This window comes from Nostoc sp. 'Lobaria pulmonaria (5183) cyanobiont' (assembly GCF_002949795.1).
GTDB lineage: Bacteria > Cyanobacteriota > Cyanobacteriia > Cyanobacteriales > Nostocaceae > Nostoc.
This window is the reverse complement of record NZ_CP026692.1, coordinates 6,788,301-6,803,444: the sequence shown is the minus strand read 5'-3', so window position 1 is coordinate 6,803,444 and position 15,144 is coordinate 6,788,301. Positions and strand designations below refer to the sequence as shown.

Here is a 15,144-nt window from a genome sequence, read left to right as displayed (position 1 = left end):
TTTTCTTTATCGTTTTTCAGTGTAGCGGAACGATCTAATTTTTTTCAAAAAACAGAATGGATCAAATTATGAACCAAGAGCTTACGCAAGCGATCGCCTGTGGGAAAGTGCGTAGTTTACCGCCGTAGGCATCGCACCTGCTTGGCTTTGAGATTAAGCTAGTATATTAGTAGGAATTATTTTTGCTACTAATTGGTACGAAGATGAATGTAGAAAAACTCTCTATTTCCTTGCCACCGTTTTTAGTGGAGTTTGTCGAAAACTACAAGCAAAATAAAGGATGTAAATCTCGTTCTCAAGTAATTGAAGAAGCATTAGAATTGCTGCGAAACCGAGAATTAGAGGTAGCTTACCGAGAAGCGTCTGCTGAAGTTGATAACGATTGGAATGTGACAGTAGCAGATGGTTTAACAGATGAAACGTGGTGATATTTATTACGCAAATCTTAGCCCGACGATGGGTTCAGAAATGGGTAAACGTCGTCCGGTGCTAATTGTCAGTAATGATATAAGTAATAGTGCTGCTACTACTGTGACAATTTTACCGATTACTTCTAATGTGAGCCGTGTTTATCCCTTTGAAGTTCTACTTAATCCAGAAGTTAGTGGTTTAACGAAGCCTTCAAAAGTACAGGCGCAGCAAGTGCGAACAATTTCTAAGCAACGAATTACTGGTGAAGTATTGGGTAGTTTAAACGAAGATATGATGGTACTAATTGATGCAGCGTTAAAATTGCATTTGGGATTGGTTTGAGTTTGCAGAAAAATAGCGATGTTTAAGTAAAGACTCCAACTAGAGATAATTATAAACCAAAAGCTTACCCAAGCGATCGCTAATAATAGGAGAAACCAAGCTAAGGGTAGAATCAGGGCGGAGGGTCATAACAGCTAAGAGGAAAAATTATAGATGCCAAAAATATATACTAAGTCGTGGTTGGATAACGATACAGTAGCAGCCTGGATTTTTCTCACACCAGCACTAATTTTGCTCGGTGTTTTTATCATTTGGCCGATTGCCTATTTGTTCTACCTCAGTTTCACTGCTGGTAGTTTCACTTTAAAAGGTATTTATTGGATAGGCTTAAAAAACTATTGGCGCTTACTACTCAACCCTGACTTCTGGCAAGTTCTGGGTAACACCTTTTATTTTACGGTTGCCACCATCATTCCCAGTTTAGTTATCTCCTTGGGATTGGCAGTACTATTAAACCGCTCCATTCCCTTGCGAGGCATCCTGCGAAGTGCTTATTTTTTACCCTCAATTATTTCAATTGTGGCAGCGGGTTTGGGATTTCGCTGGCTGTTTCAGACATCAGGGCCAGTTAACGGACTTTTAGTTTTTTTTGGTATTTCAGACATACCCTGGTTAGGAGATACATTTTGGGCAATGCCGATAATTATTTTAATGAGTATTTGGAAACAACTGGGTTTCAATATGGTGGTTTTTTTAGCAGGGTTGCAAACAATTCCTCCCAGTCGTTATGAAGCAGCAGATTTGGATGGAGCAAATGCTTGGCAACAATTTTGGTATATTACTTTGCCCGGATTGCGCCCGACTGTCATATTTGCAATCATCACTACCGCAATTTTTACATTGCGGAGTTTTGAGCAAATTTATGTGATGACTGGCGGCGGGCCACTGAATTCGACTAATCTGCTGGTTTACTACATTTACCAAGAGGCTTTTGGTCAATTTGATTTTGGTTATGCAGCAGCAGGAGCAACTGTGTTATTAGCAGCAACGTTGGTACTCGTTTATTTGCAACTGCAAACTTGGGGAGAGGAGTAAGGGAGACAGGGGGGAATTTTGGAAGTTGCTAAATTATATCGCAAGTATGCAATGCCAAAAAATGTTGTGCATTCAATTAGAAACAGTTAGAGTTTCTACTTTTTATATAGGCTGCGATATTCCCAAGGATTTATAAATTTAGTATCGCTCCAAACGCCGAGCCGTTGTGCCTTCGCCTCAGTTTCAGCTTTTTGAACTAAGTCTTTACTAGGACACTTGTTTAAATAGGGACGATACACTTTTGCTAAACCTTCTTGCAACAATACCTGTTGTACAAAAGTGCCATTTTTTAAACGGACTTCGGCAATTTTACGCCCATAGCGATCGCTATCGGTGATATTCAAAGTCACGCGCGAGCCTCCTTGTTGCACCAGTTGTTGCACCCGTTCTCGTGCTTTCACACCCCAAGTAAATTGATTGCGATCGCTAATGCGTTTACTCTGCTTTTCTTTATTAGTATGAGCTATCTCTGGCGCATCTACACAAGCAAAGCGCACGGTTAAATTTTTGCCGTCGGTATCTTTCACTACTAAAGTATCGCCATCACTGACTCGCTCAACTGGTTCTCCAGAATTACCGATAAAGCGATCGCAGCCGATCAAATTCAAAATTATGATAGTTGCACAAAGCCAAAATCGCACTGGTTTAGTTAATTTCTCCATCCAAACTTACCTGCATTACCTCTGTGGGATGATATTAGCAAAATACAAAGATATATTTGTTAACTGTTGGCATAGTTCCACAGGTAATTCCAAATTCCAAATGGTAATACCAATTCTGTATGAAGAATGCGCTAAACCACATTTAAGTGCAAGAAAGAAAAACGAACCGCAAAGTCCGCAAAGGACACAAAGAAAGAAAGAAAGAAGTTAAAAGGGTTTGGCGCAGCCTCACAAAGAAATGGTATAAGACCTTCTGGCGGCAACCAAATAGAAAATACGGATTAGTATAAGAATTGTAACCTTCCAATTGTCAGCGGTAATTTCTGATGAACTTCTTGACTAACCTTTTGCATCTAGCTGGTTCAAGTGTTTTTGCCTATTACTCTGCTGCTCAAATTCGTGATTCTAAAACCCGTCCCAACATCCTTGCGGGGTTTCAGTTGGCGGAATCTGGCTCTGTGCCATTTTTATCCGCACTTAGCGATCGCGCAGCTAAAGAAGGCGATACATGGTTAGCCGAAAAACTAGCAAAACATGCATCAGATGAAACTAGGCATGGTCAAATTTTTGCCCACGCCTTACAACAGCTAAATAAACAAGTTATAGATTTCAAGCATCAACCCCAAACTACATCTACAAAAAAATCACAACAGCGTAGTCCCTTTTTCGCAGCATTTTTTGAAGGCTACACCCAAGAACAGCTAAAACCGGCTGTGATTGATTGGGATGTGTTTATGGCTAGCACATACATTCTGGAGTTAGATGCTAGTAAAGACTTTGCGCGAATGGCGAAAGTATTACCTGATAATGAGCCAACCGCTCGGAATTTGAAGTTAGGAATGCTTTGTATTGCCCAAGATGAAACTGGACATGCTGCTTATCTCTACGAAGCGATGATGCGACGGATGTCTGCGACTAAGGTAGAAAAACTTGTAGATATGTGGCGAACTCGCAAGGTGAATGCCTTGTTGGGAATGATTGGCGGTATCCTCCAGCGCAACGGCGAAACGCGATCGCTAGTCCAAGATAGTGCGCCGTCGGAAATCGATTCTGAGTTGATAGCTACGTAATTAATATCGGACTCCTATTTGATTTTTGAACAAGACTACAAGATAATACGTAGGGAAATGAAAGTCTAATAAAGGACAATCATAAGCCAGCATTTACAAACTGCCACACTTGCACTCTCAGTATCGCGCCAACAGTCAACAGAGGGAATAACATTTCATGCGATCGCGGAACTACAAGATTTTATAGCTTTTAATGTGGGGAGGTTTAAGCGGCTATGTATTGGCATTTGTTTTATGTATTTCATCAACTTTTGACGTTGAGGTATTGTATCCTCTAATGCTTCATAAGGTTGCGCCAAAAATCTCGATCGGCCAGTTGGTAAAGTACTTCCGAAAAAGGATCAACCTTTTTTAATATTGTGGCAGGATAATTTTGATGGTGATGTCTCGATTAAGTTGTACGATGGGAACAAACTTATCCAAAACATTTCTTCCCGTACTGCTAGCGATGAAGTTTATGAGTGGACACCACGTATTTCCGTAAAAGAAGGCTATTTTAATTCGTATTTATAGCTGGAAAGACCGGAATATTTTCGGAGAGTTGCAATTGTAGCAAAATGGGAAAATGAAATGGATAACTAGCTAAACGCAAACCTCTCAACAAGGTTGACGGTGTGGCCGCGATCGCAATTGTTATCGTTTCTCACAGTAAACAACTAGCTTTGGGTGTGCAGGAACTCGCCGCACAGATGGTTCAAGGCCAAGTTACCATTGCTGTTGCAGCAGGTATTGAAGATCCTGAAAATCCATTGGGTACAGATCCGATTCAGGTTTATGAGGCGATCGCTTCTGTTTTTTCTGATGATGGTGTCTTGGTGTTAATGGATTTAGGTAGTGCTTTGCTGAGTGCGGAAATGGCAATCGAGTTTTTGCCAGAAGCACAGCAGGAGAAAGTGTATTTGTGTGAAGCACCTCTAGTAGAAGGCGCGATCGCTGCTGTAGTGGCGGCGGCGGCTGGTAGAGATATTCACCAAGTGATGGCGGAAGCACGCGGCGCACTCCTGGCAAAAGCAACTCAATTGGGTGTAGTTAGCAGCCCATTGTCAGTTGTCAGCCCAATAACGACCAATATAGAATCGCCAACGCCAGAAATCCGGCTGATTGTGAGCAATCGTTTAGGATTACACGCCCGCCCCGCAGCGCAGTTTGTAGCAACCGCAGCCCGGTTTCAATCCCAAATTCTGGTACGGAATTTAACGAGAAATACTGAGCTAGTCAGGGGTGACAGTATTAACCAAGTTACAACTTTAGGGGTGCGTCAAGGACACGAACTGCTGATTACTGCCACTGGTTCTGATGCAGATGAGGCGCTGGCAGCATTACAGGGATTATTCGCAAATAACTTTGGTGAAGATAATGTTGCTTTGAATTCTCCACCAGCATTTCACCATGAAGTTACACCAACAACTTACGGCGAACTTTCGGGAATTGCAGCTTCTGGTGGAGTAGCGATCGCACCTGTTGTTCATTATCAACCCACTCACGTTGCGATTACGGAATATCACGTAGACGATCCAGATGCAGAGTGGCAACGAGTACAAACAGCAATCCACACCGCCAGACAAGAAATTCAAGCAGTTTTCTCACAAGCATCTCTGCAAATTGGTGACGCTGAAGCTGCCATCTTCGATGCGCAACTACTATTTTTAGAAGATCCAGTACTGTTGTCAGCGGCTCATCAGCGCATTTTAGATAACCATATAAATGCTGAAGCAGCTTGGCAAGCTGTAGTCGATGAAGTAGCGACTTCCTACCGCGCACTTGAGGATTCTTTTCTGCAAGAGCGAGTTGACGATGTTGTAGATGTCGGACAAAGAGTGCTGCGATTACTAGCTGGGAATGCTGCGGCTAACCTGCATCTTGAAGAACCTGCGATTTTGGTGGCGACTGATTTAACCCCCTCAGATACGGCTGGACTAGATCCAACCAAAGTGTTGGGAATTTGTACTACTTCTGGTAGCGCCACCTCCCACAGTGCAATTATCGCCCGGACGTTGGGTATTCCCGCAGTTTTGGGAGTGGATGCCCAGGTGTTGCACTTGGCTGATGGTACACTAATGGCACTTGATGGTGAAAGTGGCAGAGCTTGGGTAGAACCAGGATCGGATATCCTGGATTTACTGACAGCAAAGCAATCAGCTTGGCAAACTGCCCAACAGGAAGCACGAGCTACGGCACATCAGCCAGCGATTACTCGTGATGGTCGGCAAGTTAGCGTTTTCGCCAATATTGGTAGTATAAATGATGTGCAAGTTGCTGTGGCTAGCGGTGCAGAAGGTGTGGGACTACTCCGCACTGAGTTTCTGTATTTAAACCGAACAAGCGCCCCGACTGAAGAAGAACAATTATTAGTCTATCAGGCGATCGCCCAAGTTTTAGATAATCGGCCGCTAATTATTCGTACCTTTGATGTCGGTGGTGATAAGCCACTTCCCTATATCAAAGTTGGGTTTCCAGAAGCTAACCCTTTTTTAGGTTGGCGGGGAATTCGTTTTTGTTTAGATCATCCAGAACTCTTCAAAACTCAGTTACGGGCAATTTTGAGAGCTAGTGTTGGACACCAAATTAAAATCATGTTGCCAATGATTGCGACTGTAACTGAAGTACGTGCAGCTAAGGTAATTTTGGGTGAAGTGCAGACTGAACTAAATCAAGCTGGTATTTCCTTTGATGCGGCGATGAAAGTAGGAATTATGGTGGAGGTTCCGTCAGCAGTCGCGATCGCCGATCAATTAGCTGCGGAAGTAGACTTCTTTAGTATCGGGACTAACGATCTGAGTCAGTATGTCATGGCTAGCGATCGCACTAATCCCAGCGTGGCAAATTTGGTTGATGCGCTACATCCAGCCGTATTGCGAATGGTGCAGCAAACTGTCCAAGCTGCCCATACAGCCGGGATTTCGGTAGGATTATGTGGAGAATTGGCAGCAGATACTTTAGCAACACCAATTTTATTAGGTTTAGGGCTGGATGAGTTGAGCGTAAATCCCCCAAGTATACCTGGAGTCAAGCAGGCGATCGCTAGGTTAAGTATAGTTGAGAGTGCAGCGATCGCGGCATCAGCATTACAACAAGATTCCGCAGAGCATGTTAGAGAACTAATCTCAACTTCAATTACTCCCCCTGCATAATTAGTTATCTAACCACAGTCAATACACCCCACCTCCAGCCCCTCCTGAAGAGCCTACTGTGTATATACAAGTCCTAAAAACCTAGCTTGATGAGGCTTAACTCATTCGTTATACAAAGTATGGGAACGAGAGAAATAGCATTGTCAGTCGATGCAATGCCATTGTTAGTCAATGCAATGCCATTGTTAGTCAATGCAATGCCATTGTTAGTCAATACAATACCATTGTCAGTCGATGCAATACCATTGTCAGTCGATGCAATGCCATTGTTAGTCGATGCAATACCATTGTTAGTCAATGCAATGCCATTGCAGTCCAAGAAACTTGTGTGTACACAGTAGCCCGAACGGTGAGGGGAGACAAAGCATAGCTTTGGCGGGGGTGGGGTTCTACAGGTTTAATAAGTAATTAAGCGGATATGATATTAGTTAAAATATTACACCTCTACAACGTCGATTATTAGTTTCGTTAAAAGCTAGGTTATACAATTTGCAAAAAAAATCTACAGATTCAAAGCTGAAAATCCCGATGAATCTAACCCCTCTTAATTACGAATTACTAATTACGTAGCTTACTTCTTACCTTTGGAGGGTATGACGAATTACAAATTGGTATTATTATCTCAACAATTTGCTAAACTCCAACTTCGTGGAGAGCAAATAAAAACAATTTGAGTATTGGGAATTTGGAGGGGGTTGCAGAGTGGCTGATGAACGCATAGTCAATACACAACAGATTTATCCAAAGGATTTTTCCTGGGGATTATGGCCTGTTGTGCCTCTCTACCCTTATGGTAGGCGGCAGACAATTCGTCAAGAAGTGCTTAAAGACACAATCTGGAATTTTGACCAGATTCAGGGCATTTTCTACGTTGTTGTACCGATTCGTATGACTGTTGTGAAGCTGGAAACTGGGGGTCTTCTCGTCTATGCGCCTGTTGCACCAACCCCAGAGTGTATGAGACTTGTGAATGAGTTGGTGGTAAAGCATGGCAACATTAAGTACATCATCCTGCCAACAATCTCTGGTATAGAACACAAGGTCTTCGTTGGCCCCTTCGCCAGATACTTTCCGACTGCACAGGTGTTTGTGGCTCCGCATCAGTGGAGTTTCCCGCTAAATCTCCCCCTTAGCTGGCTTGGTTTACCCTCAAAACGAACTCAAGTACTTCCAGAAGATAGCAGCAAAACTCCCTTTGCTGACGAGTTTGATTATGCAATGCTAGGCCCCATCGGACTTGGCCCCGGTAGGTTTGCGGAAGTTGCTTTTTTCCACAAGCGATCGCATACTCTTTTAGTCACAGATTCTGTGCTTTCGATCCCAGAAGATCCACCTGCGATCGTTCTCTTAGATCGATATCCTTTATTATTCCATGCCAAGGATGATGCTTCTGATCTTGTTGTAGATAGTCAGGCAAATCGCTGTAAGGGTTGGCAGCGCATCTGTCTATTTGCTTTGTACTTTCAACCAAGGGCATTAGATATACGCCGATGGGGTCAGGTATTACAAGATTCCTTGAAAGCCCCAGAACGCTCAAGGAAAGCTTATTTTGGATTGTATCCCTTTAAATGGCAGTCAGATTGGCAGCGATCGTTTGATGCCCTGCGAGGGAATGGGCGTTTGTTTGTCGCACCAATTTTACAGACACTGATTCTCAACCGCGCCCCGAAGGAAACCATTGACTGGGCTGATAAAGTTGCAAGTTGGGACTTTGAGTGGATTATTTCTTGCCACTTTGATTCACCGATTAAAGCGCAAGCGCATCAGTTTCGCCAAGCTTTCTCTTTTTTGGAAAAGCAGCCTGTCAGTGGAGGTTTGTTCAGCAGTAGCAGCTATCCTTTACCAGAGGAAGATTTTAAAGCACTTAGAGAAATCGATACAGGTTTAAATAAGTTTGGCATTGTGCCAGCAGCAAAAGAGAAGGTGTAGGAGAGTGGTATGCAACCCATGCTTTGGTAGTATGGCTGGCTGTGCTACCCTATGAGTTTTTCACAAATGATTAAGGGACTTTGCAAAAAATAAATTATCCCAAATTATTTCTAGATTTGTAGGGGCGCAAGGCCTTGCGCCTCTAAGTTCGCGGAGCGTCCCGCATGGATGGGATATTTGTTTAACTTGGAAGTCCCTAAGTAAAGTTATGTCCACCGTAGAATAATAAATAAACTAGCTCAGGTAAACCTAGAAACCTATGCCACAGGCAATTCTTAATCAAATCCTCAATCAGCTTGAAATTTTAGAGCCAGAGGAGTTACAGCAGTTGAATCAGGTTATCCAGAGATATATTGTTGAGCAAGAACAAGTTACTCAACGGACAACATTTCACAAAGTGCTGTTAACTTCTGGGTTGGTAAAACAACTCAAGCAGCCAGTTTATATTCAGCAAACTAAACAACGACTGATTCAGGTACAGGGTAAAACTGTTTCTGAAACAATCATTGAGGAACGCTGCTAAACTGCGTCCACGTTGAAAACCGTAATTCTGTATGAATAGAAAAACCCTCATCCCCCAGCCCCTTCTCCCAATATTGGGAGAAGGGGAGCCGGAAAGAAGTCCCTCTCCCTACTTGGGAGAGGGATTTAGGGTGAGGGCAAAAACTACGGTTCTCAACATAGATGAGGTTTAGATGGCAGCTTATTATTTAGATAGCAGTGCGCTGGTCAAACGCTACGTCAGTGAGATAGGTTCAGCATGGGTTTTGAGTTTATTTGAGCCGCGACTAAAAAATGATCTACTGATTGCTGCTATTACTAGTGTTGAAATTGTCGCTGCCATTACACGGCGATCGCGTGGTGGAAGTATCATTGCTACTGATGCGATCGCAGTATGTAATCAGTTTAAAAGCGATCTCCGGTCTGAATACCAAGTCATCGAAATCACAGAAAGCCTCATCAACTCTGCAATGGTATTAGCTGAAGCATACGGGTTACGAGGCTACGATGCAGTTCAGTTAGGGGCTGGTTGTACGGTAAATGCCCTCTGCATAGCTAACACTTTGCCTCTAGTGACATTTGTATCTGCCGATTCCGAATTGAATGCAGCCGCAGCAAGTGAAGGTCTACTTGTGGAAAACCCCAACAACTACCCCTAAGGTTTGATTCCCTTAAACCGTTCTTGCGCCGCCTGAAATGCTTCTTGCATCACCAACTGAATTTTCTCTCTATCGGGTTTCTTACCTCCCATTAAATCGCCAAAGTAAACACAGGCTGCTTCCCCTAGTGCCCAAGTGTAGGCGGCTGCCCAAGAGGCGGCGATCGCACTACCAATACCTGGTATAAATTTAATTAACTCCCGCGCAATTGCCTGTGCTAAAAAACCACCTGCGATCGCACTCACAACGCCTCCCGCCTGAGATGGCGTAAGTGTCTGCCCATATAATTTACCCAACAGACCCACCATTGATACTTGCAAGGCAGTGAGTACGGGCATTGTAGTAAATGGCAGAGGTACAGCGGCCAGAGTTGCAGACATAATCGCAAATGGCAAAATGTAACGGCGGGCAGCATCTCGGTAAAGGTTGCCAAGTTGCTTCCCAGATTCTTCTCGATCTAATAGCTGATAAATCGCCTGAGCTTCTGCTTGTGGGAGTAGTTCTGCCAAGGAATCTCGTAGTGCTTCTAAGCCATAAAATACCGGAGTGTAGCCATCTTCTTCTAAGGTAAAGTCAATGAGTACAGAGCGATCTGTTATTTTTGCAAAAGCTTGTTGCATGGCGGTAAATGCACGATTGACTTCCTGATAATCTGGCGGATAAATGGGATGATCGACCGTATCGTTAGGATAAACTTCGTGCAAGCAAGTCACTACCAGCAGACAGGGAATGTCTGGATACTTCTGGCGCAGCTGTTGAGCAATTTGTCGCAGCGTGTCAGTTGCAAAATCATTGATTTTAACCGTCAAAAGCAGGATTCTGGCGGAACGAGTTTCCTGTTGTAAATCGCCAATTAACTCCTGAATAATTGTTTGAGTATCTTGTTTGACATCGCCCAGCCCCACTGTATCAGTAAAAATCAGTAACGGCAGGTCATTGGAAGGATAGGCATAGCGCTGGGTGTGTTGCGTGTGTGGGCGAAATCCTTGACCGACAATCTCGGCAGAAACTCCCGTCAATCCCCGGACAATTGAACTTTTTCCGGCTTGGGGTTTACCAATCACCAGCGCTTCTGTAGTTGGTAGTTCAGCTCGGATTTTCTCTAAAATCTCTGCAACCTGAGTTTCGCTGACACTAAACCATTCGACAACTGTCTGTGCCAGTTGTTCTACGGGTAGGATTTGCGTTAGACGTGTTGTTGCTTTGTTCCAGACACCAGCAATCTGATTTGTCCAGGAATTATCGACCGACTGGGTAATCGTTTTGTCGGTCGGTTCGCTCAATTGCTGAGAATCAGTTGACGGTGAGTCAGCATCACGTTGCTCAGTCATTTTCATCCAAACATAGAAGACCCTTTTAGTCATCTTATAGCGATTCTCAAAGGGATAACTAGTACCGCAAGGCGGAAGTCAAAAGTCAAAAGTCAAAAGTCAAAAGTATTATGAAATAAGCTCTTTAGGGCTTTTCAATGGTCTGCTTATTTACGCCGTGCTGTACTAGTACCTTTAGTAGTGTTCCTGAGCGATCGCGTTTTGCGGGCTGACAATGCGATTGTTTCGACTGACAATGCGATTGTTTCGACTGACAATGCGATTGCATCGACTGACAATGCGATTGTTTCGACTGACAATGCGATTGCATCGACTGACAATGCGATTGCATCGACTAACAATGTGATTGTATCGGCTAACAATATTGATAATACAAAACTAAAGTTATGGAAAGCCTCTCAGACGCTTATTTATATCAGCTTGGTTGAATCAAATCAGCGATCGCTTGCACCAGTACATCTGGATCTATTGGTTTGGAGATATGCATTTGAAATCCTGCTGCTAGCGCTTGCTGTTGATTCATTTCCCCTGCATAAGCTGTCAGAGCGATCGCTGGTACGTTTCCTCCTTGCCCTGGCGATCGCGATCGCACTTCACGCATCAGCATATAACCGTCTGTTTTTGGCATTCCAATATCGCTAATTAAAACATCTGGTATCGACTCAGCCAGTGCGTGTAGTGCTTCCTGTGCTGATGATACGGCGGTTACTTGGACACCGTAGTCTTGCAAAATAAAGGTAAGTAAATCGCGAATATCTGGTTCATCATCCACTACCAAAACTTGAGTGTCCGCAAGCAGCGAGGATACCGGCTCCGAATATGAAGACTGATTCTCTTCACCCCGAACCTGTTCGCTTCTAACCAAAAGCGGTAACTCGACAGTGAAGCTTGCACCCAATCCTTCTCCAAGACTTTCGGCTTGAACATTTCCCCCATGCATTTCTACAACCCTACGCACGATCGCTAGTCCTAAACCTAGTCCACCAAATGTCCGGGTAGTTGTGCCATCAGCTTGGCGAAAGTAATCGAATACATAAGGCAAAAAATCTAGGCTAATTCCCTTACCTGTATCACTAACCTGAATTTGAGCCTGATTACCAGCTTCCATGAGTCGAATTTCTACTCGTCCTCCTGTTGGTGTAAATTTTACTGCATTTGAAAGCAAGTTCCACACAACTTGTTGCAGCCGATTTGGGTCGCCCATCACTTGTCCCAAATTGGCATCAAATATGGTCTGAATTTGAATTGACTTGGCTTGTGCTGCTAGTTGTACCGTTTGTAGTGTTGCTTCAACTACCATTACCAAGCTGACAGGACAGGTATTCAAGTTTAATTTTCCTTGCAGGATGCGCGACACATCCAACAAATCTTCAATTAGCTGGGTTTGTAACTTAGCGTTGCGTTCAATGGTTTCTAAGGCGTGGTGAGTAGTTTTTTCATCAAACTTGCGAGTCCGCAGCATTTTCGACCATCCCAGAACGGAATTGAGTGGGGTTCGTAGTTCATGGGAGAGAACCGCCAGAAATTCATCTTTAACTTTGTTGGCGATTTCTGCTTGTTGTCGTGCTGTCCTTTCGCAATCGAGTAGGCGATCGCATTCTTGTTGAGCCAATTTGCGCTCGGTAATATCCAGTACAAAAGCAACACCATGTTCTTGGGAGTCATTCAGCAAAGCCATTCCCAAAACAATCGGTACTCGCTTACCGTTGCGGTGGATGTATTCTTTTTCGTAAATTTTGGAAACTCCAGTGGTTTGCACCTCCAAGAGGATGCGATCGTCTAAATGCTGATACTCAACAGGAGTAAGTTCTCTCCAATTAAATCTACCTAAAGTAGCAAACTCATCACGAGTGTAGCCAGCTAGTTGCAGAAAGGCATCATTGGCATCAAGGATGAAACCATCCACAGTCCAAAAAGCGACCCCAATCAGATTAGATTCAAACAAACGCCGAAATCGTGCTTCGCTTTCACGTAATGATTTTTCTGCCCGCTTGTGTGCGGTAATATCGCGAGCAACAGTGATTACGCCTTCAATAGTTTGGTTTAAATTCCGTAATGGTGTAAGGATGTATTCATAATAATGCAACGCATCGGCAGTAAAATATTTACACTCATCCTTAATCGGCTGCCCACTTCTCATGACAGCTTGTCGTTGACGATCTACTTGCATTATTAAGTCTGCGGGTAAATCCATTTCTGGCAAACTTTTACCGATAATATCTTCGGGATTTAAACCTAGTAATGTTGCTCCATCACGGCTAACATACTGATAACAACCTTGGCGATTAAAGATGTAAATATGATCGACTGAGGCAGTTAGGATGGCATTTAAAATATTTGCCTGTTCTTGTACTTGTGTCGTCAGTTCGCGAGTACTTTCTTTTGCCTGCTGACACACAGTAGTTTCCATACAAACCCCAATCATTCGCACCGCTTGTCCCCGCTCGTCGTAGATAAATTTTCCCTTGGCAGAAATCCAATGCGTGCTTTGGTCTGAGCGAACTATGCGAAATTCATCATTGTAGTCAGTCTTTTGTGTTAAAGCGTGGGCGATCGCTTGCATTACAGATTGGCTATCTTCAGGATGAACGCACTTTTGAAACGTCTCATAAGGGCTGTCAAAACTACTTGGAAGTAGACCAAAAAGCAGTTGATAATTTTCCGACCAGATGACTTGATTGGTAACAAGATTCCAATCCCACAAGCCCATTTGGGATACATCTAGAGCTAGTCTCAACCGTTCTTCAGTCTCTCTGATAACTACTTCTATCTGCTGTCGCGCTGCGATTTCTTGTTGGAGTTGCTGTAAAATTACTGTCATATCTGTTGGCAAATTGAGATTTACAGAGGTTTCGTTCTCAATCTGCCAATCAACAACTTTAAGATGAGAATTTTCAACTTCTAGCGGCAGCTTTATTTTTAGTTCTGTTAATTGTTTCTCAAGCGCTGTTTGCCTTTTTTGATAAAATATCTCTGATTGCTCTAACTCAGCTACACGCTGCCGCAAAACTGCTAATTCATCAGTGAGTTTAATGTTAATTTTATCAATATTTTGCATTTTATACACCGCTAATCTTTAATAATATCGACTTGAAGAGTAGGTATCCCTAGTTCGATCTATGAATTTTTCAACTATCTAATGTAATCTATCAAAAGTTAGATAAAAAATCAAAAGATTATTGCAGTAATTATTTTTTTTATATATATAATTTATTAGGTAGAAACATTTTATGAATTTCATCCAAAAGGTATATATGAGTTTTGATGATTGTAGGGTAAGGACTGCTAAAAATATTAAAATCCAAATTGAGCTTTTTGACATTCACTCTACAAAATAGCTCAATAGCTAAATAAAATTTATCTCTTCAATCGGATGAAAGCTCCACCAATTAATAATCCCACAAATTGCCCTAAGAAGACAACACCCGATTGATTTACGCCGACAGGAGGAATATTTAAACTACCTATACCATAAAATAATTGTTGCACAAACCACCAAAATATATAGAAAAAGGCTGGAAGTTGAATGGGGATATACAAGATTATTAGCGGCAAAACAGTGTCAATTTTAGCTTTAGGAAATTTCATCACATAAGCTCCTAAAATAGCTGCGATCGCACCATTTGCGCCAATCAACGGAACTGTCAAACTCGGTTCAGCCAGAATTTGTATTACCCCTGTTATCACGCCAGCAACCAGATAAAATCCTAAATAGCGTCTGTGTCCCAGAATATTTTCTACAGTTTTCCCAAAAACCCACAAAAATAGTAAATTTCCTAATATTTGACTAAAACTGCCGTGCAGAAATATGCCAAAAAATAGGGTAAATACCCGCCAAATGACAACTATCCAAGCAGCAGAGTTGAAAAAAAGAGCATTGGTAACTGCTTCACTAATCTGTGCTGGTATCACACCCCAACTATTGACAAAATAGCCTAATTGACCGCTAAACTCTAGTTTAAGTTCCCATAAAAATACAGCTAAGTTAATGCCAATCAACCAGAAATTAATAATTGGCTTACTTCGACAACGAATATTATCACTAATAGGAATCATATATATTTGTCATTTGT

The 15,144-nt window shown here is 42.7% G+C and carries 14 protein-coding genes; 9 read left to right on the top strand and 5 right to left on the bottom strand.

The window, feature by feature from the left end; translation table 11 throughout:
- Positions 1–203 precede the first annotated feature (203 nt).
- From NLP_RS30120 to NLP_RS30110, 3 genes are all read left to right on the top strand, one after another.
- Positions 204–428: a ribbon-helix-helix domain-containing protein gene (locus NLP_RS30120; protein WP_104909524.1), complete on the top strand. Its 225-nt coding sequence runs from the start codon at positions 204–206 to the stop codon at positions 426–428.
- Entirely contained in the window at positions 415–753 is a 339-nt protein-coding gene (locus NLP_RS30115) for a type II toxin-antitoxin system PemK/MazF family toxin (protein WP_104909523.1), read from the top strand. The genes NLP_RS30120 and NLP_RS30115 overlap by 14 nt, the downstream gene beginning before the upstream one ends.
- A gap of 153 nt (positions 754–906) precedes the next feature.
- A complete protein-coding gene (locus NLP_RS30110; protein WP_104909522.1) occupies positions 907–1,788 on the top strand; it encodes a carbohydrate ABC transporter permease in 882 nt (293 codons plus the stop codon).
- Between the two features lie 95 nt (positions 1,789–1,883).
- Here NLP_RS30110 and NLP_RS30105 read toward each other — a convergent pair whose 3' ends face one another.
- Positions 1,884–2,450: a thermonuclease family protein gene (locus NLP_RS30105; protein ID WP_104909521.1), complete on the bottom strand. Its 567-nt coding sequence runs from the start codon at positions 2,448–2,450 to the stop codon at positions 1,884–1,886.
- Between the two features lie 326 nt (positions 2,451–2,776).
- Here NLP_RS30105 and NLP_RS30100 point away from each other — a divergent pair, with 326 nt between their 5' ends.
- The 6 genes from NLP_RS30100 (at position 2,777) to NLP_RS30075 (ending at position 9,740) form a co-directional block, all read left to right on the top strand.
- Positions 2,777–3,520, top strand: coding sequence for a rubrerythrin family protein (locus tag NLP_RS30100; protein ID WP_104909520.1), 744 nt, complete (start codon positions 2,777–2,779; stop codon positions 3,518–3,520).
- 614 nt (positions 3,521–4,134) lie between these two features.
- Complete coding sequence (gene ptsP, locus NLP_RS30095) at positions 4,135–6,651, top strand: phosphoenolpyruvate--protein phosphotransferase (protein ID WP_104909519.1); 2,517 nt, start codon at positions 4,135–4,137, stop codon at positions 6,649–6,651.
- Positions 6,652–6,791: 140 nt separating this feature from the next.
- Entirely contained in the window at positions 6,792–6,992 is a 201-nt protein-coding gene (locus NLP_RS33810; RefSeq protein WP_234017119.1) for a hypothetical protein, read from the top strand.
- Positions 6,993–7,353: 361 nt separating this feature from the next.
- On the top strand, positions 7,354–8,580 hold the full coding sequence (locus NLP_RS30085) for a DUF4336 domain-containing protein (protein WP_104909517.1): 1,227 nt from the start codon (positions 7,354–7,356) through the stop codon (positions 8,578–8,580).
- Positions 8,581–8,839: 259 nt separating this feature from the next.
- Positions 8,840–9,103 (top strand): hypothetical protein, encoded by a 264-nt coding sequence (locus tag NLP_RS30080; protein WP_104909516.1) that lies wholly within the window; start codon positions 8,840–8,842, stop codon positions 9,101–9,103.
- A 172-nt stretch (positions 9,104–9,275) separates the two neighbouring features.
- On the top strand, positions 9,276–9,740 hold the full coding sequence (locus NLP_RS30075) for a type II toxin-antitoxin system VapC family toxin (protein ID WP_104909515.1): 465 nt from the start codon (positions 9,276–9,278) through the stop codon (positions 9,738–9,740).
- Here the strand turns inward: NLP_RS30075 and NLP_RS30070 are convergent.
- The 4 genes from NLP_RS30070 to NLP_RS30055 form a co-directional block, all read right to left on the bottom strand.
- Positions 9,737–11,071 carry a GTPase family protein gene (locus NLP_RS30070; protein WP_104910097.1) on the bottom strand — a complete coding sequence of 445 codons (1,335 nt, stop codon included), beginning with the start codon at positions 11,069–11,071 and terminating at the stop codon, positions 9,737–9,739. The two genes, NLP_RS30075 and NLP_RS30070, sit on opposite strands and share 4 nt — an antisense overlap.
- Before the next feature lie 174 nt (positions 11,072–11,245).
- Complete coding sequence (locus NLP_RS30065; RefSeq protein WP_442946678.1) at positions 11,246–11,392, bottom strand: hypothetical protein; 147 nt, start codon at positions 11,390–11,392, stop codon at positions 11,246–11,248.
- A gap of 94 nt (positions 11,393–11,486) precedes the next feature.
- On the bottom strand, positions 11,487–14,129 hold the full coding sequence (locus NLP_RS30060) for a PAS domain-containing hybrid sensor histidine kinase/response regulator (RefSeq protein ID WP_104909513.1): 2,643 nt from the start codon (positions 14,127–14,129) through the stop codon (positions 11,487–11,489).
- Positions 14,130–14,428: 299 nt separating this feature from the next.
- Positions 14,429–15,127, bottom strand: a complete 699-nt coding sequence (locus NLP_RS30055) for a rhomboid family intramembrane serine protease (protein WP_104909512.1) — start codon at positions 15,125–15,127, stop codon at positions 14,429–14,431.
- Positions 15,128–15,144 lie beyond the last annotated feature (17 nt).

Coding starts and splice junctions, on each gene's coding strand:
- NLP_RS30120 (WP_104909524.1), top strand. CDS start 204: ATGAATGTAGAAAAACTCTCTATTTCCTTGCCACCGTTTTTAGTGGAG.
- NLP_RS30115 (WP_104909523.1), top strand. CDS start 415: ATGAAACGTGGTGATATTTATTACGCAAATCTTAGCCCGACGATGGGT.
- NLP_RS30110 (WP_104909522.1), top strand. CDS start 907: ATGCCAAAAATATATACTAAGTCGTGGTTGGATAACGATACAGTAGCA.
- NLP_RS30105 (WP_104909521.1), bottom strand. CDS start 2,450: ATGGAGAAATTAACTAAACCAGTGCGATTTTGGCTTTGTGCAACTATC.
- NLP_RS30100 (WP_104909520.1), top strand. CDS start 2,777: ATGAACTTCTTGACTAACCTTTTGCATCTAGCTGGTTCAAGTGTTTTT.
- NLP_RS30080 (WP_104909516.1), top strand. CDS start 8,840: ATGCCACAGGCAATTCTTAATCAAATCCTCAATCAGCTTGAAATTTTA.
- NLP_RS30075 (WP_104909515.1), top strand. CDS start 9,276: ATGGCAGCTTATTATTTAGATAGCAGTGCGCTGGTCAAACGCTACGTC.
- NLP_RS30070 (WP_104910097.1), bottom strand. CDS start 11,071: ATGACTGAGCAACGTGATGCTGACTCACCGTCAACTGATTCTCAGCAA.
- NLP_RS30060 (WP_104909513.1), bottom strand. CDS start 14,129: ATGCAAAATATTGATAAAATTAACATTAAACTCACTGATGAATTAGCA.
- NLP_RS30055 (WP_104909512.1), bottom strand. CDS start 15,127: ATGATTCCTATTAGTGATAATATTCGTTGTCGAAGTAAGCCAATTATT.